We start from the raw sequence: 19,911 nt of genomic DNA, 5'->3' as shown, positions 1-19,911 counted from the left end.
ACCCGGCTGGCTGGTTTCGGTGGCGTTGTAGGCGTTGCCCTTTTAGGCCGCTTCCGCGACAAGGCCGCGAATGCGATCGGGGCGGAAACCGGACCAGTGGCTTTCTCCGGCGACGACGACCGGTGCTTGCAGGTGACCGAGGGCCATGACGTAGTCACGGGCCTCATCATCCAGGCTGATGTCCACGAGTTCGTACTCCAGACCGGCCTTGTCGAGGGCCTTCTTCGTCGCGGTGCACTGGACGCAAGCGGGCTTGGTGTAGACGGTGATCATGGCTTCCGGGGCTCCTTGGTGCGAGGGTTGCGGTCGGATGGTCGACGTCCGATAGCGATGGGCTCGTATCGGTTCTATCGAGGGCTGGGTCGTGCCGCTTCGGTTCCGGTGGTGGTCCCTCGTTTCCCCCCCCTGGTGGCAACGCGCCGTTCGGGCTTGTTGGTGGAGCGTGGGCCGCCGGTTCTTCCGCTGGCGTCTGGTGAAGACAGTACACATCAGCGGGGTCCGCAACAAGACGGATGAGCACTACATTTGGTGGACCGAAAAGGCCTTAAACACCACATGTAGTAGTTACACGGAGGGTATTTGCAGGTGGCCCCGAAGTCAGCCCCCAGATATGCCATCGCAAAAAACACTCTTGTAATTTCACGATGTTGATTCCGCCCCTCCCCCCCGCTCGCGCGCCGCGGTTTGGGCCCCACGGTGGCCGGTGCCTCGCGACGCGCCGGGATGGCCTGCGGGTCAATCGAATGGACATGTTCTTCTCTTCTGGACGCCACCTACCCCCGCGCCGCTTCGCCACCCCCCTCGGTCTTCGCGTGCCTTGGCCCACGCGATGCTCGCTGCCCGCCGGAAATAGCCCCCCAACCCACCCGAAGGGCCAAAAACCCGGACACCCCACAAACCACCACCAGCCCAAACACACCCCACACCCACCACAACCGTCCGGGAAAACGACCCCACCCACCGCAAAGACCCACCACACCGCCCAACCCGCGACTGACCGGGCCCGGGGCCCTGCGAAACCCCTCCACCCCTCCACGCCCGGTGCAACCGCACACACCTCACGAAGCGGCGGGGCCCGTGCTGGAGGTTCCTGGCGTCATAAAACAAGACTCAACAGCAACACCGCACCCAACCCCGTGACGGACAGAATCGTCTCCATCAGAGACCACGTCTTCAACGTCTGACCAACGGACAGGCCGAAGTACTCCTTGACCAACCAGAAGCCGGCGTCGTTGACGTGCGAAAAGAACACCGACCCCACGCCAATCGCCAACACCAGCAACGCCGCATGCGGATCCGACAGCCCCGTCGCCACCGGGGCCATAATGCCGGCCGCAGTAATCGTCGCAACAGTCGCGGACCCCGTGGCCAGCCGAATCGCCACCGCGACCAGCCACCCCGCGATCAACGGCGACACCGGAGCCTGATGAATCCACCCGCCGATGATCCCGGCGACCCCGGTATCGACAAGAGTCTGCTTGAAACCACCGCCAGCGCCAACGATCAACAAGATCCCGGCGATGGGGCCCAGCGCATCCCCCGCAATAGAGGACGTTTGCTTCAGCGACCGCCCCGTGCCCACCCCAAGGACGGCCATCGCGAACAACGTCGTGAGCAGCAACGCCACAATCGGGTCGCCGAGGAAGTCGAAAGCGACGCGGACGGGGGACGTCTTGGGCAGGCCGGCGGTCTCCACCACCGTGCGGGCGAGCATCAGCACCACCGGCAGCAGGATCACGGAGAGGGACACGGCGAAGGACGGTTGGCGTCGATTGGCGCGGTCGGTGGTGTGGCCGGCTCCTTGGGCACCGGCAGCGGGGGCACTCGCATCCGCGCCTTCCGCGTCCGCACCTTTCGCACCGACAGCATCGCCAGCCCGCACGAACAGATCCGGCGCCGCCACTGGCACCCACCGCGCCATGAACCGCGCCGCCAAGGGCCCAGCGATCACAACCGTCGGCACTGCCACAAGCAGCCCGAGCGCCAACGTCAACCCCAAGTTCGCGTGCAGCGCGCTGATCGCCAACAGCGGCCCGGGGTGCGGCGGCACCAGCCCGTGCAACGCGGACAGCCCGGCCAGCGCCGGAATGCCCAGCAGCACGATCGGCTGCCGCACGCGCCGCGCCACCAGCATGATCACCGGGATCAGCAGCACGAGCCCAACCTCGAAGAACAGCGGAATGCCGATGATAAACGCCAGCGCGGCCATCACCCACGGCAGCTTCCCAGCCGGGGTGCGCTCCAGGAACGTGTCCACGATCCGGTCCGCAGCCCCTGAAGCCACCAGCAGCCCACCGATCATCGCTCCGAACGCGATGAGCACGCCCACGCCACCGACGGTTGAGCCGAGGCCGGAGCTGAACGCGGTGAACGTGTCGCTCAGCCCAATGCCGGCGCCGACGGCCAACGCGGCGGAGCCCAGCAGCAGGGCCAGGAAGGGGTGCAGTTTCGTCCAGGTGATCAGCACGATAATCAGCGCGATGGATATTGCTGCGGCGATTACCAGTCGGGTCGGTGAGGCATGCACGGTCACTTCTGGGCTCTTGGACGCCGCCAACAACAGCGCCCGCGGCACTGCATGCGAGGTGTCAGTGCCAGCGGGTTGGGCGAAGGCGGTGGCCGCGTGGGCGAAGTCCGGCGCGGTGCGGGCGAAGCTTGGCGCGGGCTGGGCAAGATGAGTGAGGGCGGGGATCACTTCGGAGCCTCCGGGGAAGGATTGGGCGACGGGTCGGGGTGGGTGGGGCAGTTCGCGCTGGCGGGGGTGGCGGCGCGGGGTCCAGCCGGGTCCACTCCCCCGCTAGCGGGGGTTTCCTGGAGCGCTAGGGTGTTGGCGTCCTCAAGAAGACCAGCCGCTAGCAACGCCTCCTCCGCAAGTTCGGCCTGAGACAGCAACACATTGAGCGTCACGCCATCCTCGCCGGGAGCCAGCGGCTGCAGATCTGCGTACTGCGACGGCAGGAGGGAAGTCGGCATGAAGTGCCCCGTGCGCTGCGACATCCGATCGGCAATGACCTGCATCGGGCCGGCCAAGTGGATGAAGAACACTCGCCCCTCCGCGTCCGAGAGCAGGCTGCGGTACGCGCGCTTCAGCGCGGAGCAGGTGACGATGGTGGACTCGCCGGCGCGGGCGTGGGACGTCATCCAGTCGCGGAGGGTGGTGAGCCAGGGCCAACGATCCTCGTCTGTCAGCGGTTGGCCGGACGCCATCTTCTGCTTGTTCGCGGGTGGATGGAACTCGTCCGCCTCCGCGTAGGGGTAACCGAGGCGCTCGTGGATGAGCGTGGCGACCGACGTCTTGCCGCAGCCGCTAACGCCCATGAGGACCAAGTGGATCGGGGTTGGGACTGCGGGCGCGGCGGGGGCTTGGGCTGCCGAGGGAGGCGACGCGGCATCGGGATCTGCTGGGCGAAGCGCGGCGGGGGCGCAGTCTGCCGAGCGAGGCGACGCGACCGGGTCCTCGCAATGAACGCGATCTAGCTGCGAGGAAGCATCGACCACATCCGGCGCGCCTTCCTGCCGGGACGAGGCTGTCACAAGGGGTCCTTTCGATGGTGGCCGCTGGGGTGAAGGTGGACCACTGGGGGAGTCACCTCTGGACGCTGCTGCGAGGGTCGTTCGTTCAGAGGATCATTTGCCCAGACGGTTTTAGGTTGCCTCCTGAACGGGCGGGCACCGGGCACGAGCGGTGGACGGTTCTGCCCTTGTGGGTAGCACCTGCGGTGCCCATAGCACAACTACGGCCGGCCCAAAGGGGCAAAACCCCGGACACCCCCACAACCACCACCAGCCCAAACACACCCCGCACCCACCACAACCGTCCGGGAAAACGCCCCCAACCACCAACCGACACCCCTATCGCCGCTCAACTGGCCTACACCCCACCGCTCAACTGGCCTACATCCCACGCCACACCCAACCCCAGACAACGAAAAAATCCCGCCCACGCCGAAATCGACGCAAACGGGATTCGCAACCGAGACATCTCGGCCACTCGGAGGATCCTCGCCGACTAGCCCTGACGAGCCTTGAACCGGGGATCCTTCTTGTTGATCACGTACACCTTGCCGTGGCGACGAACGACCTGAGCGCCCGGCTTGTTCTTCAGCGACCGAAGGGACTTACGGACCTTCATTCGGGCGCTCCTTTCTATATCGAGGTAACTAACTCGGCGGCTTCCGTCCCCAGCCAAGTCGGGGCGGAGCACATGTGGTTGCCGGGTGTCGCTGGCATTTTTGCCTACGACGCCACCAGCAGCGCGCATCCCCACCATCCCATATCGGGGCCTGGATACCGGCTGATTGGGGTGGATGAAGCTCGCGCCGTGCCGAGCACAAACACGAATGAGCAGTCTACCGGGCCGGGGCAGTGAAACACAAAGCAGTGTGACCGGCGCGGACTTCCGAGTGTCGGCGGGGCTCGGTGCTCACCCGCAGCACCCACTACTACACGGATCCCTCACCTCAAGCCGCCCCACCGACAGCCCGCGCCGACCCCTTGGGGAAGGTCGGGGTGCCGAGGGGGTGGTGGCGTCCTGAAGAAAGGGGACAATAATGGGATGCACCGTGCGGCCGAGAGCACACAGGAAGGCGAGATGCCATGAGAAAGCTGCAGCAGACCATCATCGAGGAGCTGGGGGTACGCCCCGCCATCGACCCGCAGGAGGAGGTCACGCGGCGCGTCGAATTCCTCGCCAGCTACTGCCGCACCACGGGCACCCGCGGCTTCGTGCTGGGGATCTCCGGCGGGCAGGACTCCACCCTCGCCGGGCGGCTCTGCCAGCTCGCGGTGGACAAGCTGCGCGGCGACGGGGACGACGCGACCTTTATCGCCGTCCGGCTGCCCTACGCCGTGCAGGCCGACGAAGAGGATGCACAGACGTCCCTGAAGTTCATTCAGCCCAGCGAATCCGTCACGGTGAACATCGAGGGCGCGGCGGATGAGTCCGCTGCGGCGGTGGCGGACGCCCTACAGATCGATCGGCTCTCGGACCTCAACAAGGGCAACGTCAAGGCTCGGCAGCGGATGGTGGCGCAGTACGCGCTGGCCGCCGAACGCAAGCTACTGGTCGTGGGGACCGATCATGCGGCGGAGGCCGTCACCGGCTTCTACACGAAGTTCGGCGACGGAGCTGCGGACATCCTGCCGCTGCACGGCCTGACCAAGAATCAGGGTGCCAAGCTGTTGGAGTTCCTCGGGGCGCCCGATTCCACCTGGCAAAAGATCCCGACCGCCGACCTTGAGGAGGACCGGCCAGCGCTGCCCGATGAGGAGGCGCTGGGCGTAACTTACGCGCACATCGACGGCTACCTGGAGGGCAAGGATGTCCCGACGGAAGCGGCGGAGCGGATCGAGCACCTCTGGTGGGTCAGTCGGCACAAGCGCGCGTTGCCCGTGACGCCCGTCGACGGATGGTGGCAGGAGCAGAAGCCACAGTAGCGGCGGGAGCAGGGTCCTGGGGAAAGCCGCAGCCGCCCCTACTCGGCGGGTTCTTGCGGGAACATCCGCAGCGCAAAGCCGAGGCGGTAGCGATTGTCCGCGACGAATCGGTATCCCGCGGCGAAAACGGACCTTAGCGGCGGAAACGTGATGAGGCGCCCGACCAACCTGGCCCTAAGAGTCTGCCCCTGCTCGGCCAGGACCGCCCCTATGGCCTCGTGACCCAGAAGCACGGGCGGGTTCACCCGAGGAGTCCCGCCCACAAATTCCTCCCTCGGCCCGTCCGATTTGGCTCCCGCCCGCAGCCCGCTGGGCAGGTACACCGCGTAGTCCGAGATCTGACTAGTTACCTGGGTCGGCAGGTCCCAGTCGGGGCGCGCCGGGCAGATGTCCACAGTGCTGGTGAGCGCGCGGAGGATGTTCGCGGAGCGCTGACAGAAGCCGCAATTGGCGTCGTAAAAAAATGTCGGTGCGCCGCTGGGATAGGGCCGATTATCCGGCGACGCCGGGAACACAGCGCACGACGGAGCCACCGCACTTCGAGGCACCTGTCCCCCTCCTTAGAACAAGAACTGTTGCGCGATGATGACGAAGAACGCGAGGTACCACACGAGGATCACCAACAGGGGCAGGCCGATCCCGTGGCCGACCTCCTCCCCTTGCACGCGGCGCCGCTCGCGAGCGATATGCACAACTGTCATCACGAACATGGGCAGAACGCAGGCCCAGACGATCATGCAGTAGATGCACAGAGCTGCGATCTCGAAGATCGCCTCGAATGCCAACCAGTGGACGAAAACCACCCCCAGAGCCAAGCCGAGAGCAAGACCGAACCAGAAGGGGCGGGTGAACCGGGATCCCCCGATGAGGGCCACGCCGATCGTCAGCACCACGGAGAACCCGATCAACCCGATGATGGGGTTGGGGAAGCCGAACGCGCTGGCCTGCTCGGAAGCCATGACGTTCGTGCAGCTCATCACCTCGTTGAACGTGCAGGCGGGCCTGAAGCCGGGCTCCAGGATGAGCTTGATCTTGTCCTGCATGATCAAACCCGAGAAGAACAGTCCAATCGCGCTCAGGACGGTCAGCGCGAGGCCAAACAGGCGAGTGGATCCGAGCAGCGGTTTGCGCGGGACCGGGGATGAGCCATGGTCCGCGATGGACGGGTCCGTGGAGGCGCCGTCCGGGGTGATGGTTTCGCTGGTAGACACGGGTTTTGCTCCTTGGCTCCGGCCAGCTTCGGGGGGCTGTCGGAATTGGGGTGAGCCCGAGGATGGGGCCCGGAAGTCAACGCCACTCAGTGTAGTACTGCTGTGGGACAACGCCACGGGACACCGCGTCAGTGGGCCTCCGCGTCAAGGGGTGCGGCACGCGTCAGTCCGCCCCCACTACTAGCCAGTCCGCGCAGCCATGGCCAGCCCCCCAGCCCAGACCGGTCCATCTCCAGCCACGGCTAGTCCCCCAAGCCCTGGCTAATCGTCGAAGTCGACGCCCTCAGCCTCACCCTTCTCAATAGCCTTGCGCACTGCCTCGGGGTCGCCCAGCACGGGCTCGAGCTTGCTCTGCAGGGCCTCCAGGTCCGCGCGCGAACCGGACGCAGAGAACATCCCCGCCTCCGAGTCCATCTCGAGTTTCTCGCACACCTCCGGGGCCACAACCTTCGCAACCCCCTGCCAGAAGTAGCCGTTGGGCTCGTGCCCGGCCTCGAAGACGGCCTCATCGGTGGGAAGCTCGCCACACTCGAAGAAGAGCGAAGTCAACTCATCGGTAGCCAGAATCTGTGAGTAAGCCATGCCCTCGAAGATAGGGCACCTCCGCCGGTTCTGCTCGCCGTCCATCGAGCCCGGACACGACTCGGCACCCGTGGAATACCGCGGAACCTTGCGCGTTAAAGTCGCCATGAGCAACACACACGATTCCCAATCCGATTCCCCCGAATCGCCCATCGAATCCGCTGCCGGTGCGCGCGGTGATGGCGTCGATACGATTAAAGACGCCAATACGCCTAGCGCCGGTACAACGACCACGCGCATTGTGCTGGCTTCGCGCCCACACGGCGAACCCACGCAGGACAATTTCCGCACCGAGACAGCAAACTTGCCGAACCCGGGCGAGGACGAGACCCTGCTGGAAACACTGTTCCTCTCTTTGGACCCCTATATGCGCGGACGGATGAGCGACGCCGAGTCCTACGCCGATCCGGTGGAGATCGGGGATGTGGTCGTGGGGGCAACTGTCTCTCGGGTGCTTGCTTCCGGCAGCCCCGAATTTGCCGAAGGCGATCTTGTCCTGGGTTACGGCGGGTGGCAGACACATTCGCTGGAGAAGACCGCACATCTGCGGAAGTTGGACAAGCAGGCCGAGGTGTCGCCGTCAACCTCCCTGGGCGTGCTGGGTATGCCCGGGTTCACGGCATGGGCCGGCATGAACAACATCGGCCACCCCAAGGAGGGCGAAACCGTCGTGGTAGCAGCGGCGACGGGCCCGGTGGGCAGCATGGTCGGGCAAGTTGCGAAGCTCGCCGGCGCACGAGCTGTCGGGATTGCCGGCGGACCGAAGAAGGTCGAATACCTCAAGGAACTGGGCTTTGACGCTGCCATTGATCACAAAGCCGAGGATTTCGAGGAGCAACTGGCTGCAGCCACTCCGGACGGCATCGACGTCTACTACGAAAACGTGGGCGGGAAGGTGTGGGAGGCCGTACTCCCCCGCCTCAACACGTATGCCCGGGTGCCCGTATGCGGACTTGTTTCGGGATACAACTCGACGGAGTTGCCGGAGGGTCCGGATCGTTCCGGACAACTGATGGGGACAATTCTGCGCAAAAGCCTGACAATCCGGGGATTCATTCAGACCGAATACGCGGACCAGATGGGCGATTTCCTCGAGGAGATGACGCCGCCAGTCGCCGATGGTTCCGTGAAGTTCCGGGAGGACGTGGTCGACGGACTGGACAATGCCGTTGATGCCTTTATCGGGATGCTCAACGGCAAGAATTTCGGCAAGCTCGTTGTGAAGGTTGCAGACTAGCTACCGGCGCTCTGCAGGCTGGTAGTGGCTGCTCTCCCGCCCTTGCCACTGCCCAGCGCGAATCGCCCCCCCCAGCGCCCTACCGCCCCCGGCGCGAGTCAGCGATCTCCGGCGCCGAGGAACGTCGCGATGGCGGCGTCCAGTTTCTCCTCTGTGAGGAGCTTTGTGGATGTATTCCGCTGGGAGGGGTGATAGCAGCCGATAACGGCCACTTCTCCCCAATCAGCCATTACCCGCACAGAACTATTGTGGCCGAATTTTGGACGCGGCCGCACCCCCTTCCATCCCAACGCGGCCCCGACCTGGAAGACGCTATTCCACCCGATCTGACCCAGCGCCAGAATGGCGATAGGCTGGATCAGCTGCATTTCCCGCACGAACCACTGTCGGCACGTTTCCATCTCGGTCGGCGTCGGCTTGTTCTGCGGTGGAGCGCAGTGCACTGGCGGAATAATGCGCGCGCCCGTGACCTCCATGCCATCGCCCGCCGCCTCGCTGGTCTCCCGGGTGCACGCCCCTGCTTTGAATAGCGCCCGATAGAGCCAACGGCCGGAAGGGTCCCCCGTAAAGTTTCGACCCGTGCGGTTGCTGCCATGACCAGACGGCGCCAGTCCCACAATCACTCGTCTGGCTTCGGGATTGCCAAAGCTGGGCACGGGGCGGGACCAATAGGGCTGGTCACTGTAGGCCGCCCGCTTTTCCTCTCCCAATTGTCGACGCCACCCCACCAAGCGCGGGCAAGCCTCACACACGGAAATGAAGGCTTGAAGCTTCTGCAGCGGCGTTGGTAACCCCTCCTCACTGCTACGCGAATGGCCCGCGTGGCCGATACTGGGTGTTCCGCCGTGCGCCTTTCCCACGGACTCTCGCGCCCATTCCACCGAGTCTTCCACCCGTTCCACCGGCTCTTGTATCCATTCCACCAACTCTCCCGTGGCTAGTTTCGCAGCCCGGAGGATGTCCTCCCTGGAGCGGCATACTGGGGTGTCACTGCCAGCGGGGTCACCGGGCCACCCAGAGCCGGGAGGCACCGGGGTGGGGAACTTCTGGCCCGTGACCGGGTGCGGAAGCAGTCGGCTGTCGGCACCTTCCGGCGGTTTCATGCGTCCGCGTCGATCCAGTACCGACGCACGAGCTTCCGCCTAGTGGAGGGGACCACGTCAGCCAGTTGGCCGCCGCACTTTTCGATGACTGCGGCCGACGCTGTGTTGGTGGCGTCGCAAGTGACAAGAACCTTGCCGATACCATTGGCGCGCAACCGATCGATGGACTGCCGCAGAATATCGGTGGCGTATCCCCGGCGCCGAAAACGGGGGCCGACCGCATATCCAATGTGGCCGCCTTCCCGCCGCAGGAAGTCGGTGAGGCCGTAGCGGATGGAGCTGCGCCCGACAACCTGGCCGTCTACCTCCGCGAGCAGGAAATCGGCTCGGACGATACCAGGGGGCAAATCCTTTCCATCGGCAATGCGCCGCAGGTGATTGATAACGGCGGACCAATCCCAATCGGCGGCCGTCGGATCCTGGTTGAGGGCTAGGAAATCGAAGTTCTCTTGGCGCAGTTCGGCAAACAAACCGCGGACGGCAGTTTCATCACGTTCTTCGGGAGGACGGAGGATCAGGCGCGCAGCGGTGTTATTCAGGGGCATAGTGGTACTAAAAACCATCAATAACTTCCCCGGCAAACATAGCTGCAGTCTGGCCAGACTCGATGGCCCCATCTGTCGACGCGTTGCCGAACTGATCGCCGCAGATGACGAGGCGCTGATTGCGCTGTGCCTTGTGACGCGGCGGCTTACCCGGAAGATCGGCGGGCAAAGTATCGGGCACGTCGTGGGTGGCCACCAGGCGCCAATCGGAAGGATCCACGCCAAAGACCTCCCCTAGTTGCCGCCGGGTGGCCTCTTCGGTGGGGTTCTGGTCGTCCGTCAAGGTAAGCGCGGCAATGAGGTGCTGCCCGTCGGGCGCATACTCCGGCGCAGCATTGCTGACGACGCACGCCGTGGCCACCGGACCGTGCTGACCGGCCACCCCACGGCCATCGACGTGGATCATGGCGCTTTCGGTGGGCGGCTCGGCGGCGGCGAACCAAAACGTGCGGGTGCCGTGGGTCTTCGGGCACGGCTGGTTGAGCATCTCGGCGGTGGGGCGAGGACCGGCAGCCAAGATCACCGCGCGACCCCGTAGCTGGCTGTGCGCTTGACCGTCGGGAAGCTCAGACCCTGGCAACGAACCCCCGGCCTCTCCCCCGGCCCCCACAGTGACGAGCCCCGTCGCCGCATCCACGGCCCGCACCCGCGTATTCAGGCGCACATCGAGCCCCTCGGCCATGATCCGCGGCAGCGTCCGCATCCCCCCGCTCGGCAGCCCGGGAGTGCCCAGGGCAAACGTCCCCAGCAGCCACGCGGTATGGCGCCAGGAGGTGCTACCGTCCCGCTCGCACACCACCCCGGAGAGGAAAGGATCCACGACACTACGACGCAGCGGCCCGGTGAAACCCGCCTCATCGAAGGCCTGGCCGCGCGGCTTGTCCCCGCCACGCATGCTGCGGAGCAAGCTCCCTGCCAAACGCACGGCCCGCAGGTCCTTACCCGTAATCAGTCCGGACGCCAGGACCCCCGGCAGGGCTTGGGGGCGACGCGAGGGATCGCGTATCTCCTTGAGACCGTCGCCAGTGCGCACTCGCACCCCACGGGGCAGATCGCGCAACCCGAGGCGGGCGATGTCCACGCTTTTGCGCATGTGCCGGTAGGCCGGGTTGAGGACCTGGAACCCGCGGTCCACGAGAAAACCATCAACCGCATCCGTGTTGATGCGCCCGCCGACGCGATCGGAGGCCTCGAGCACGATTACGGTGCGACCCTGCGCCTGGAGGCGGCCAGCTGCGGCGAGGCCGGCGACGCCTGCGCCGACGATGATGACGTCGGCTGAGTACTTCTCCCTGGGGGTGGTGGAGGGGTTGGCCGGACTGGGGGTTGTGGTCATGGAGTTCTTCTCCTGCTGGGGTCAAGTGGCAACGCCGGTGCGCGGGTGTGGGTGGTGACACCTGGCGACTTCGGCACCCGCGCGGTTTCAACCCCCAGCCTACGCACGTGAAGTGGTGGATTGTTCGCGCAGAGTGCAGCTAGGTCAACGCCTCGCACTCGCCCCGAAAAATCAATGGCTGTCGGATCCGACTCGCACCAGCGAAGGGGTAGCCAAGGCGACGCCGACCACTATCAATGCCCCGGACACCGCGGCTAAACCCGCCACTCCGAGAACAGCAGTGAGAACGCCGAGCAGAGGCGCCAGCAACGCGAAACCCACATTGCGAGCCGTTGTGACGAGGCTCAGCGCCGTGGACTTGCCCAGCGACGACAGTTCGTCCACGATCCGCGTGCGGAACTTGGGCATCGCAACCGCTTGAGACACGTTCGCTAGAAGGCCTCCTGCGAGCGCGATAGCGAGGACATCCATCGGAAGTAGAAAGCAGCAGATACCGGTCGCGAGAAGCGGAAGAGTCAGACCAGCGTTGCCCCGGAAAAGGAGCGCGGTGCAGAAGGAAGACGCCAGGAGAACCACCGCTGCCACTCCTCCGATCCACTGCGTGGGTACCCCAGAAGTCTCGTAGAACAGGGGAATCAGGTATAGCAGGAGCGAAAATGTGGTCCCTACGAGGACCATCGCTGCTACATCTCGGCCTAGCCCCGGACCACGACGTAGGCCCCTCGTTAGGACCTGCACCCGCCCCGTCAGGGTAGAGAGTTCCTGGCTTCGGTGTTGATCGGCCGCACACGGCGGTGCCGTTGCGGACGACGGTGGCGTTGGTAGAACCCAAAACACCCCGGCAGCAACATACATTGACAGGGCTGTTGCGATGAATGTCAGGCTCGGCGAGAACTTGGCAAGCACCGAGGCCAGGGCGAAGCACAGAGCCGTTACCACTAGCCTGCTGGTTTGAAACCGCTGTTCCCAGAGTTCAAAACGGTTGCGGCCGCTCCGCCGCATCGCCAGCTTCCTCTGCAGGGAGGAATCGGCACCCATGCAGAAAGATAAGCCGAAGGCGATAACCGGCTGCAGCATGACGAACAGCTCGGGACTGTGAACAAGGCCGATGAGCATCAAGGCAGTCCCATGGACTATCGTTCCGGTCACTACACAGAACTTCTCACCGACCTTGTCAGCTAGGTGACCGAGGGGGATGTCGGCCACTACAAGCACAGCGGCGAACACGGCTTCGGCAAAAATTAGCTCACTGACAGACAGTCCGATCGCGAGCGCATACACGGCTGTGTACGGCACGAAGAAGTAAGCCTCGTTCAAGACCCTGGCGGTCATACAAAGAAAAGAGGCATTCGAATTCACCCAAGTCTTCACGAGCCGCTACCAACACCTCTGAGAACTATTCACCGCTGTCCCCTCCGCTTGCCGCCCACCGCTGCTGCCCCGCGTGAGACTCGAAACGGCATACCGCTACTCGCCGTGGTAGCTGCCCTCAACGCTGGGCGACCCTTCCTATTCCTAGCCGAGGATGTGCTATTAGACAATCGACACAGTGGGTGTAGGCGGCACTTTAGGCGCTCCGGCGGTAACGGTTGATTCCCCTCGGCGGGCGACAAAACTGAGCAGGCGCGAAACGGTGCTGGAGTGTAGCGTGTGATTGACATCGGCATACGTTCCGCGCAGCGGTTAAAAACAGCGCGAGCCACATCTCTGATTGTTGATACCTTCTGCCGACATGGATAGAGGCGTGCGGTGCGCTGGCCCAGGTGAGGTACCTCAGGCGGGAGTACATCATGAGTGATCAGGAAACGACCGAGGGCGGTCAGTCCGTCTATCATTATCATTCGCTGGAGACCCGCGAGGCGGGGCAACAGCCGAAGCGAGCATTCCGCCAGGGTTTCGAGAACCATCTAGCCCGCTTTTTCGATCCCAATAAAGTCAGGGTGTGGCATAAGCTCCCATCCGAACTGATACACGTTGATGTGTATATGGCCGCGGCCACCCCAGAGCGACCCTTCGGCACGCTGATTACGTCAGGGATGTCTGACATGCCGATGACGTTGCCCGACACCGTGGACGAGCAAGTACGGTTTAGCGACGAACGCGCCGAGCTGGTTATGCGCCTCCCCTCATCATGGCCGCTAGATCAAGACGCGTTGGAAGATCCGGTAAATTATTGGCCAATTCAGTGGATGAAGACTTTGGCCCAGTTGCCTCATGCGTACAGCACGTGGCTAGGCAATGGGCACAGTATCCCAAACGGTCAACCGGCTGACACCTACCCGGGAACTAACTTCGATGGAGTTGTCTTGGGCGCTCCGGTCGACTTGCCCGTGGAGTTCGGGAGCTACGAGGTGGACGGGACACCCGTGTCGTTATACGGCCTGTTTCCAGCGTACGAAGAGGAAATGTAGCTCAAAGTCAACAGCGAAGATGCTTCCGAGGCGCTCTTCCGGCGTTTTGCGGCCCATCAAGTGTCGTTGACTGTTCGGGGTAGATCGTCCCAGCGTCGCTGTGCAATGAGACAGCGGCCATCCGTCGTGTCTTTGGACTGGCCCCGGGCCCTGGAGCCGGGTTAGTCGGGGAAAGCCAACTTGAACATCAACCGCCGCTAACAGTTGTATCCCAAAGGACGACGCTAACGCGAAGCACGTAGGCTCTGTGCCTGTAGCCATTCGTTCGGTACATCCCCTAGCTCGGGTTGACAGGTACCCAGAGCCAACAACCCCCTCAACGAACGACCCAGAAACACGACCACTGTCTAAAAGGCCAGCCTGCCCCACCTCTCCCCCCAAATAAAACCGCCCCGCCATCAGGCGGGGCAGTTCCCGATACTTTCATCTTGGGTGGAGCTAAGGGGATTCGAACCCCTGACCTTCTCATTGCGAACGAGACGCGCTACCAACTGCGCCATAGCCCCAGTTCTACCGGCGTGGACCAGCGCGTTCATCCTACACCCGCCCACCGCAGAAACAGGAAACCCCCTAGCCAAACAGGCCAGGGGAATCTCTGGCGTGGAGCGAACGGAAATCGAACCGAAACCGGCGTTGGTGCAGTTCAGGGCCGCAACGGGAATACTAGTCCACAGGATTTGCCCTAACTTTGCTCTATAGAGCAACCCTAGGGCCCCGGCATGTATTTCAACGAATACGCTCCCACTACCGAACCACGGCCCACCGGCGATAAACCACGGCCCCGGGTCATCCACCTGGCCACCAACCCCATCGACGTGCTCTATCACGGGGCCACCCACTGCCACACCTACTGCGGTGAAGCCATCCCCAACGCCAAGACGCTTGCCTACCGTGGCACCCCGGGCTTGCGCACCATCGACGGCAGGCCCCCGCGCCGTAAGCGCGTCAACGTTCACTGCCAACTGTGCACCGCCATGCAGCAACTAGACGCTGCAACAGGCTGGGAAGCAGACCACAAACGCCCGCCCGCGCCGCGATAGCCGCGCCACCGCCCGCGCTCCTGAAGACAGGTCACCGCGCCGGGTTCACCCTGCCACGGCCCCATAGGCCCATGCTGCCCACCTGGGATCCCCACCGGCCCGCGCTCTACTCAACCGGGTTAACGTGTGCCGTGGCCACTCCCCGTCGAATACCCCCATCCAAGTAGGGGTATTCCGCGCTAGCGGCTGAGGCGTGCCCTATCGACCGCCCGTGACCCGGTAGGGGGACATACTCCCTCCGTGCCATCGACGCGGCCTCGGGCTTCACAGTCGCTAGTGGTGTGTACAGGTCTCGCGAACCCCCGGGGGGATCTAGTCCATGTCGGCACTATCAGCCTTCACGGCCCGGGAATCATGGTGTGGTGTGTTTCCGGACGCCGGCGCGCTGTAGGCCCCTCTGAGGCAATGATCACACCCTTCTCAAGTAGCAACAAAGGGCTAGAGAACAAGCGAAAACCGCTCTAAGGCCTGTTCTGAGGCGAATATGGGCATATCCCCTCGAAAGCACCCAACCACAACGGTGCCCAGAGCGCACACCCCCAACCCCCAGAACCGCCCACCCCGCCCCAAAAGTTGAACAACCCTAAATGAACGCGGTCGAAGTTTCCCGCCCGGTCCACAGGTGTACTCAAAAACAAACCCCACCACTCCCAGACACACCCACCGCGCCGGGCAAAGCGTGCTCTGCGGGTGTGAAACCCCCGGGCATGGCCGGGGGGATCACCGAACACCGGGCCGCTGGGCTGGCCAAGGGCGCACCCCTAGCCACAGCCCAGCACCCGGTTCCTATTACTCCGCATCGTCCCCCGGGATTGGCGCGGCATTTCCCGCGCACATAGGCACGCTAAACGGTCCTGGCACGGTACCTGAACACCAATCCCGCGCCCGCGCTCATAGCCCAACTATTAAAGGCAACGGATTCAAAATCCGTTCCAGCGCAGGTTCGAATCCTGCTGAGCGCACGAACGCCCCGGATCGGGTCTCTGCCTAGCGCACGCTCCCGGGGCTACCGAACTTCAAGCAGGGCCCAGGGGGTGGCGCGGTGTACGACGATGAACCCATCGAACTCGTCCACGACGAGCCGTGATAGGCCGACAAAGGGCGGGCTTAATGACCTCAACCGAAGCCGAACAGCTCGGCCTTAAGGTCTGGGGGATAGATGAGATCAACGACGTCCACGTTGCGGTATGGCCCACCAACGACCTAGTACGCCACGACATTGCAACGAATGAGTGCGTCTGTGGCCCACAAGTGGTTCCCCGCCCCCGGCCAGAAGGCGGAATGGGGTGGATGTATAAGCACCACAGCCTCGATGGGCGAGAGAACCGCGAACGCGACTGAAAGGTGTTTCATGGCCCAAGATGCACGCGGGGATGCGATTCAGAATGCATGAACATCCGCCGCAAGCTTAATGCGAACGATGGCGGATAGACTACTTGCCTCTCTGAGGCTCAGACACAGCCTCCGAGACGCTTGTGCCCGGGTGCTCCTGACGATAAGCCTTCACCTCGGATGGCGACGGCACAGGCCCGTCAGACTTCCGGATCGCGGTGCCGTGTTTCGGCATGAACCAGAAGACAAGGAGAGCGGCGAGGGTGATGAGCCCGGCGAGAAGGTACCTGCCAGTGAAGCCGAACGCTATGGCTGACACAAGAAGCGCGCCAACCCCCAGAAGAAGCAGGGTGCGTTCTGTCATTGCTTCACTTTTCTGCGGAGCTAGTTAGTTGGAGCACTCATCAGAGAGATCTGAATATGTTCGTTACTCGGACTCGTTATCGTGGGGCGCATCAATCCCATCTGAGGTTGCTTGATGTCCACCCTGGTTTTAGCTCCCATACGTGCAGGGGTACGATCTTTTGGCCGATGTAGCGGTCCTTCTCGGCGAACCATTCTGCTTGCTGGCGATCGACAAACGCTCCGTAAATCTCCGGATCAAAATCGTCGTCTGAGTGGCCCTGGTTCTGCGCCCGTCCGCCACGGAAAACCAGGTAAACTAGCTCGGGTTTGTGGTTTTCGCTGTAACCGCCTTCCCACCCTCGGAGTTTAACCTCCTCCGTTAGGCACTGTAGTTCCGGTGATTCCACTACTTCCCTGACGTGGAGCTCTTGTTCGCGATCTAACGCGAGACCAACAAAGTCCTCCTCGAGGGTTTCCCTGTCCCTTGCGAAAACCACTAACACCTTTGAGCACTGCCGCTCGTTGCGTAGTTTCATACTTTGCACGCTTCCCGGAACAGGGGCGTATTTACGGCAGCGTGGTAAGTCCGCCCTGCTGCGACTACCGTGCCCACAGTGTTGCCTATAAAATTGGTATCGACGTCGCCATTGCAGTGGAACTCGATGCTCCTTTGCTCGAGTCTAGACTCGTTGCTGTTGCTGGATCTGGCAGGCACTCCTCCGGCGAGGGGTGCATCCCTCCACCAAAGGTAGTACTCGTATTTGAGCCTACTTTCGTGGCTGATGGACTCAACCGGCCGGTCACATTGGGTGAATGGTTTAAATCCTATGACTTTTCCCTCGCTTGGGGTGCCGGTGCGAACGTGTACTACGGAGGGCGAAAGAGTGCAAGGGCCATAGCGTTCGGTAATCAGTTGCTTTTCGCCGAGCCCCTGCGGTTGATCGGAACCGTCCAAGACGTACCTGACTGCGTGTTGATCTCCGAGGTTGATGTCGTATTCCTGTGGTGCGGGGGTAGAGGCCTCCTGAGCGTTAACGGCCGCGGTGCTGGAGAAGGGGAGCGCGCAGGCGAGCGCGAGGCTGGCGAGGCGCAGAGTTTTACGGGTACCCATCGCTGTCCTTTCGGGTGTGCGGTCGCTCCCCTGCTGGTCTTGTTGGGAGCAGCTCCTATGGTAAGGCGCGGGTAGTTGATATGCAGCGCAACAGCCCGGACTGGGTTCAGCGGGGCTGTGGTGTCAGTTCTGGTGAGCTGTGGCCGAGCGGGGGAAACACCTCGGCGAGGCTGCAAGTCGGATCAGAGTGTGACTTTCCACCTACGGGAACCATTGCCAACACGCCAGGGCGTCACGCCGGGAGTGTGACCACATGGCTGATACGCAATCACGCAACAGCAAAGTTGAGGAACCCTAACAGCGCGGGGGATACCCGAAGGGGTGGGTGCAGTTCCAGCACGGACACCCGGGTGGACTTCGCAGCAGCAACACAACTGAATAACCGGGGGGGTGCTTTCACGCGTGCCGAAAGCATGCAGAGGTTGCGACACGGAGGTATCGGGGCGGCGGCAATGGTGCAGCGAAGGATGCCGCGTCAAAACCTACCGTGAAGCAACCCACTATCACCTATAGGCATACCAACGCCGCAAACAACTACTCGCAGACCTAGGCCCACTCACAGACACACCCACCGCGCCGGGCAAAGCGTGCTCTGCGGGTGTGAAACCCCCGGGCATGGCCGGGGGGATCACCGAACACCGGGCCGCTGGGCTGGCCAAGGGCGCACCCCTAGCCACAGCCCAGCACCCGGTTCCTATTACTCCGCATCGTCCCCCGGGATTGGCGCGGCATTTCCCGCGCACATAGGCACGCTAAACGGTCCTGGAACGGTACCTGAACACCAATCCCGCGCCCGCGCTCATAGCCCAACTATTAAAGGCAACGGATTCAAAATCCGTTCCAGCGCAGGTTCGAATCCTGCTGAGCGCACGAACGCCCCGGATCGGGTCTCTGCCTAGCGCACGCTCCCGGGGCTACCGAACTTCAAGCAGGGCCCAGGGGGTGGCGCGGTGTACGACGATGAACCCATCGAACTCGTCCACGACGAGCCGTGACTGCGGTCAATCATCTGAGACGCTGGGACTGCAAGCCACCGCCACCCGGCTTGGGTGTGGTACTAGACCAGCTCGAAGCCGACGCGCCAGATGTTGAACTGTGTAGAAACAGTGTTTTCGGGTCGGCGTTGCTCAATACGCTTTTGAGCAGCAGCCCCTGTCGTGAACGCCCCGAGAATTTCCGGGTCCAGTCCACGTCCGGAGTCTGGTTTTCCCTGCTCGCGCCCTTCCCTGAAAGCCAGATAGACAACATCGGGGAAAGTGGATTCTGTGACCTTGCCTTCCCAGCCTTCCAGTTCAACGCGTTCGATTAGACAGTGGGCGGTATCCGTATCTAAAGGCCTAGCTATGGCGCAGGCCTCCTGCTCTGTGCGAGCTAAGCCTGCAAACTGCTCACTAAGCGACTCGTTGTCTCGCTCGAAGAGTATGAAGACTTCCGGAATATCTCTCTTCTTACGTCGACGCCACATCAGACTCTGCAGGCCTCCTCGAACACTTTGGTATTCGCGCTGGCATGAAAGGTTTCCCCGTTGGATACAACATTACCTTTGGTATTGCCGATAAACGTCGTATTCACATCTCCGTTACACCGAAACTCGATGTTTCTTTGCTCGTACTTAGATTGCCCCTGGTTGCCCCGGGGTTTCCCCATCGCCCATGAGTGGGGCATCGCGCCACCATAGGTAGAACTTGCACTTTAAGCTGCTTTCGTGGCTGATAGGCTCGATTGGATGTTCACATTCCGTGTGGACGGGGCCTTAATGCGTGCACCATTCGGCGCGTTATAGCGGGCCCAATATCGCCCTTGCCGTTTGCGGGGGGCATCTGCTGCGGAACGGAGGTATCGAACGGAGCCGAACGTCCTACGGGACATGAGGCTTGCCTTCCGGCCAGAGAGCGGGCGGTGGGGTTGGGGGCAAGGCGTTGCCCCAATTTTGCCCTAACATTGTCCTAACTTTGCCCTACGGGTGTCCCCTAGAGTCAACAACTGTCCACAGGCGAGAACGCCCTACCCGGCCTCTACCAGCGCAGACATGGAAAAACCCCCGGCCAAACGACCGGGGGGAAACGTACTTGTGGAGCTAACGGGACTCGAACCCGTGACCCCCACACTGCCAGTGTGGTGCGCTACCAGCTGCGCCATAGCCCCTCGTGATCAGCACTGTAGGTGCCGAACCGAACGGCCCTAAAGGTACAACACCGGCGCTAACCCGGCCAAATCAGCAG

18 protein-coding genes, 4 tRNA genes and 1 pseudogene are annotated in these 19,911 nt (G+C 63.0%); 7 read left to right on the top strand and 16 right to left on the bottom strand.

From position 1 onward, the window contains the following. Positions 1–42: 42 nt before the first annotated feature. From nrdH to ykgO, 4 genes and pseudogenes are all read right to left on the bottom strand, one after another. Complete coding sequence (nrdH, locus tag CHEID_RS02725) at positions 43–273, bottom strand: glutaredoxin-like protein NrdH (RefSeq protein ID WP_112769827.1); 231 nt, start codon at positions 271–273, stop codon at positions 43–45. Between the two features lie 823 nt (positions 274–1,096). Then, positions 1,097–2,575 (bottom strand): GntT/GntP/DsdX family permease, encoded by a 1,479-nt coding sequence (locus CHEID_RS02720; RefSeq protein ID WP_112770374.1) that lies wholly within the window; start codon positions 2,573–2,575, stop codon positions 1,097–1,099. Positions 2,576–2,841: 266 nt separating this feature from the next. Beyond that, positions 2,842–3,318, bottom strand: a pseudogene (locus CHEID_RS10475) (gluconokinase); the annotation flags it as partial. 691 nt (positions 3,319–4,009) lie between these two features. Further along, the gene (gene ykgO / locus CHEID_RS02710; RefSeq protein WP_005288826.1) at positions 4,010–4,132 is read right to left on the bottom strand and encodes a type B 50S ribosomal protein L36; all 123 of its coding nucleotides are present in this window, start codon (positions 4,130–4,132) and stop codon (positions 4,010–4,012) included. Between the two features lie 464 nt (positions 4,133–4,596). On the opposite strand from ykgO, the gene nadE reads away from it, so the two are divergent. Next, positions 4,597–5,436: an ammonia-dependent NAD(+) synthetase gene (gene nadE / locus CHEID_RS02705; RefSeq protein ID WP_112769971.1), complete on the top strand. Its 840-nt coding sequence runs from the start codon at positions 4,597–4,599 to the stop codon at positions 5,434–5,436. A 38-nt stretch (positions 5,437–5,474) separates the two neighbouring features. On the opposite strand, the gene CHEID_RS02700 is transcribed toward nadE, so the two are convergent. From CHEID_RS02700 to CHEID_RS02690, 3 genes are all read right to left on the bottom strand, one after another. Further along, positions 5,475–5,984, bottom strand: a complete 510-nt coding sequence (locus tag CHEID_RS02700) for a thiol-disulfide oxidoreductase DCC family protein (protein WP_112769972.1) — start codon at positions 5,982–5,984, stop codon at positions 5,475–5,477. Between the two features lie 12 nt (positions 5,985–5,996). After that, positions 5,997–6,647: a vitamin K epoxide reductase family protein gene (locus CHEID_RS02695; protein ID WP_238599379.1), complete on the bottom strand. Its 651-nt coding sequence runs from the start codon at positions 6,645–6,647 to the stop codon at positions 5,997–5,999. Positions 6,648–6,908: 261 nt separating this feature from the next. Further along, positions 6,909–7,229: an Imm51 family immunity protein gene (locus CHEID_RS02690; RefSeq protein ID WP_181645945.1), complete on the bottom strand. Its 321-nt coding sequence runs from the start codon at positions 7,227–7,229 to the stop codon at positions 6,909–6,911. Between the two features lie 106 nt (positions 7,230–7,335). Here CHEID_RS02690 and CHEID_RS02685 point away from each other — a divergent pair, with 106 nt between their 5' ends. Next, complete coding sequence (locus CHEID_RS02685; protein ID WP_112769973.1) at positions 7,336–8,466, top strand: NADP-dependent oxidoreductase; 1,131 nt, start codon at positions 7,336–7,338, stop codon at positions 8,464–8,466. A 98-nt stretch (positions 8,467–8,564) separates the two neighbouring features. Here CHEID_RS02685 and CHEID_RS02680 read toward each other — a convergent pair whose 3' ends face one another. The 4 genes from CHEID_RS02680 to CHEID_RS02665 form a co-directional block, all read right to left on the bottom strand. Then, positions 8,565–9,569, bottom strand: a complete 1,005-nt coding sequence (locus tag CHEID_RS02680) for a uracil-DNA glycosylase (RefSeq protein ID WP_238599380.1) — start codon at positions 9,567–9,569, stop codon at positions 8,565–8,567. Next, on the bottom strand, positions 9,566–10,114 hold the full coding sequence (locus tag CHEID_RS02675) for a GNAT family N-acetyltransferase (RefSeq protein ID WP_112769974.1): 549 nt from the start codon (positions 10,112–10,114) through the stop codon (positions 9,566–9,568). Before CHEID_RS02675 ends, CHEID_RS02680 begins: the two co-directional genes overlap by 4 nt. Before the next feature lie 7 nt (positions 10,115–10,121). Continuing rightward, the gene (locus tag CHEID_RS02670) at positions 10,122–11,450 is read right to left on the bottom strand and encodes an NAD(P)/FAD-dependent oxidoreductase (protein ID WP_112769975.1); all 1,329 of its coding nucleotides are present in this window, start codon (positions 11,448–11,450) and stop codon (positions 10,122–10,124) included. A gap of 171 nt (positions 11,451–11,621) precedes the next feature. Beyond that, positions 11,622–12,782, bottom strand: a complete 1,161-nt coding sequence (locus CHEID_RS02665; RefSeq protein WP_112769976.1) for an MFS transporter — start codon at positions 12,780–12,782, stop codon at positions 11,622–11,624. 458 nt (positions 12,783–13,240) lie between these two features. Here CHEID_RS02665 and CHEID_RS02660 point away from each other — a divergent pair, with 458 nt between their 5' ends. Next, positions 13,241–13,861, top strand: a complete 621-nt coding sequence (locus CHEID_RS02660; protein WP_146743888.1) for a suppressor of fused domain protein — start codon at positions 13,241–13,243, stop codon at positions 13,859–13,861. Positions 13,862–14,294: 433 nt separating this feature from the next. On the opposite strand, the gene CHEID_RS02655 is transcribed toward CHEID_RS02660, so the two are convergent. Then, positions 14,295–14,367: transfer RNA gene (locus tag CHEID_RS02655), tRNA-Ala, on the bottom strand. Positions 14,368–14,580: 213 nt separating this feature from the next. On the opposite strand from CHEID_RS02655, the gene CHEID_RS02650 reads away from it, so the two are divergent. The 3 genes from CHEID_RS02650 (at position 14,581) to CHEID_RS02640 (ending at position 16,242) form a co-directional block, all read left to right on the top strand. Further along, the gene (locus CHEID_RS02650) at positions 14,581–14,901 is read left to right on the top strand and encodes a hypothetical protein (RefSeq protein ID WP_112769978.1); all 321 of its coding nucleotides are present in this window, start codon (positions 14,581–14,583) and stop codon (positions 14,899–14,901) included. Between the two features lie 887 nt (positions 14,902–15,788). Continuing rightward, positions 15,789–15,863, top strand: a tRNA-Leu gene (locus CHEID_RS02645). Positions 15,864–16,011: 148 nt separating this feature from the next. Then, complete coding sequence (locus tag CHEID_RS02640) at positions 16,012–16,242, top strand: hypothetical protein (RefSeq protein WP_112769372.1); 231 nt, start codon at positions 16,012–16,014, stop codon at positions 16,240–16,242. A gap of 91 nt (positions 16,243–16,333) precedes the next feature. Here the strand turns inward: CHEID_RS02640 and CHEID_RS02635 are convergent, their stop codons facing one another. Together CHEID_RS02635 and CHEID_RS02630 are read right to left on the bottom strand one after the other, a co-directional pair. Continuing rightward, complete coding sequence (locus CHEID_RS02635) at positions 16,334–16,597, bottom strand: hypothetical protein (RefSeq protein ID WP_112769373.1); 264 nt, start codon at positions 16,595–16,597, stop codon at positions 16,334–16,336. Between the two features lie 91 nt (positions 16,598–16,688). Continuing rightward, on the bottom strand, positions 16,689–17,114 hold the full coding sequence (locus CHEID_RS02630) for a hypothetical protein (protein WP_112769374.1): 426 nt from the start codon (positions 17,112–17,114) through the stop codon (positions 16,689–16,691). Between the two features lie 1,370 nt (positions 17,115–18,484). Between CHEID_RS02630 and CHEID_RS02625 the strand changes: the two genes are divergently transcribed. Further along, positions 18,485–18,559, top strand: a tRNA-Leu gene (locus CHEID_RS02625). 187 nt (positions 18,560–18,746) lie between these two features. Here the strand turns inward: CHEID_RS02625 and CHEID_RS02620 are convergent. Together CHEID_RS02620 and CHEID_RS02615 are read right to left on the bottom strand one after the other, a co-directional pair. Next, the gene (locus CHEID_RS02620; RefSeq protein WP_112769376.1) at positions 18,747–19,154 is read right to left on the bottom strand and encodes a hypothetical protein; all 408 of its coding nucleotides are present in this window, start codon (positions 19,152–19,154) and stop codon (positions 18,747–18,749) included. A 607-nt stretch (positions 19,155–19,761) separates the two neighbouring features. Next, a tRNA-Ala gene (locus CHEID_RS02615) sits at positions 19,762–19,834 on the bottom strand. Positions 19,835–19,911 lie beyond the last annotated feature (77 nt).

The sequence above is a fragment of the Corynebacterium heidelbergense genome, from assembly GCF_028609845.1.
GTDB lineage: Bacteria > Actinomycetota > Actinomycetes > Mycobacteriales > Mycobacteriaceae > Corynebacterium > Corynebacterium heidelbergense.
The sequence above is the reverse complement of the archived record's forward strand: the minus strand, read 5'-3'. Positions and strand labels throughout refer to the sequence as shown.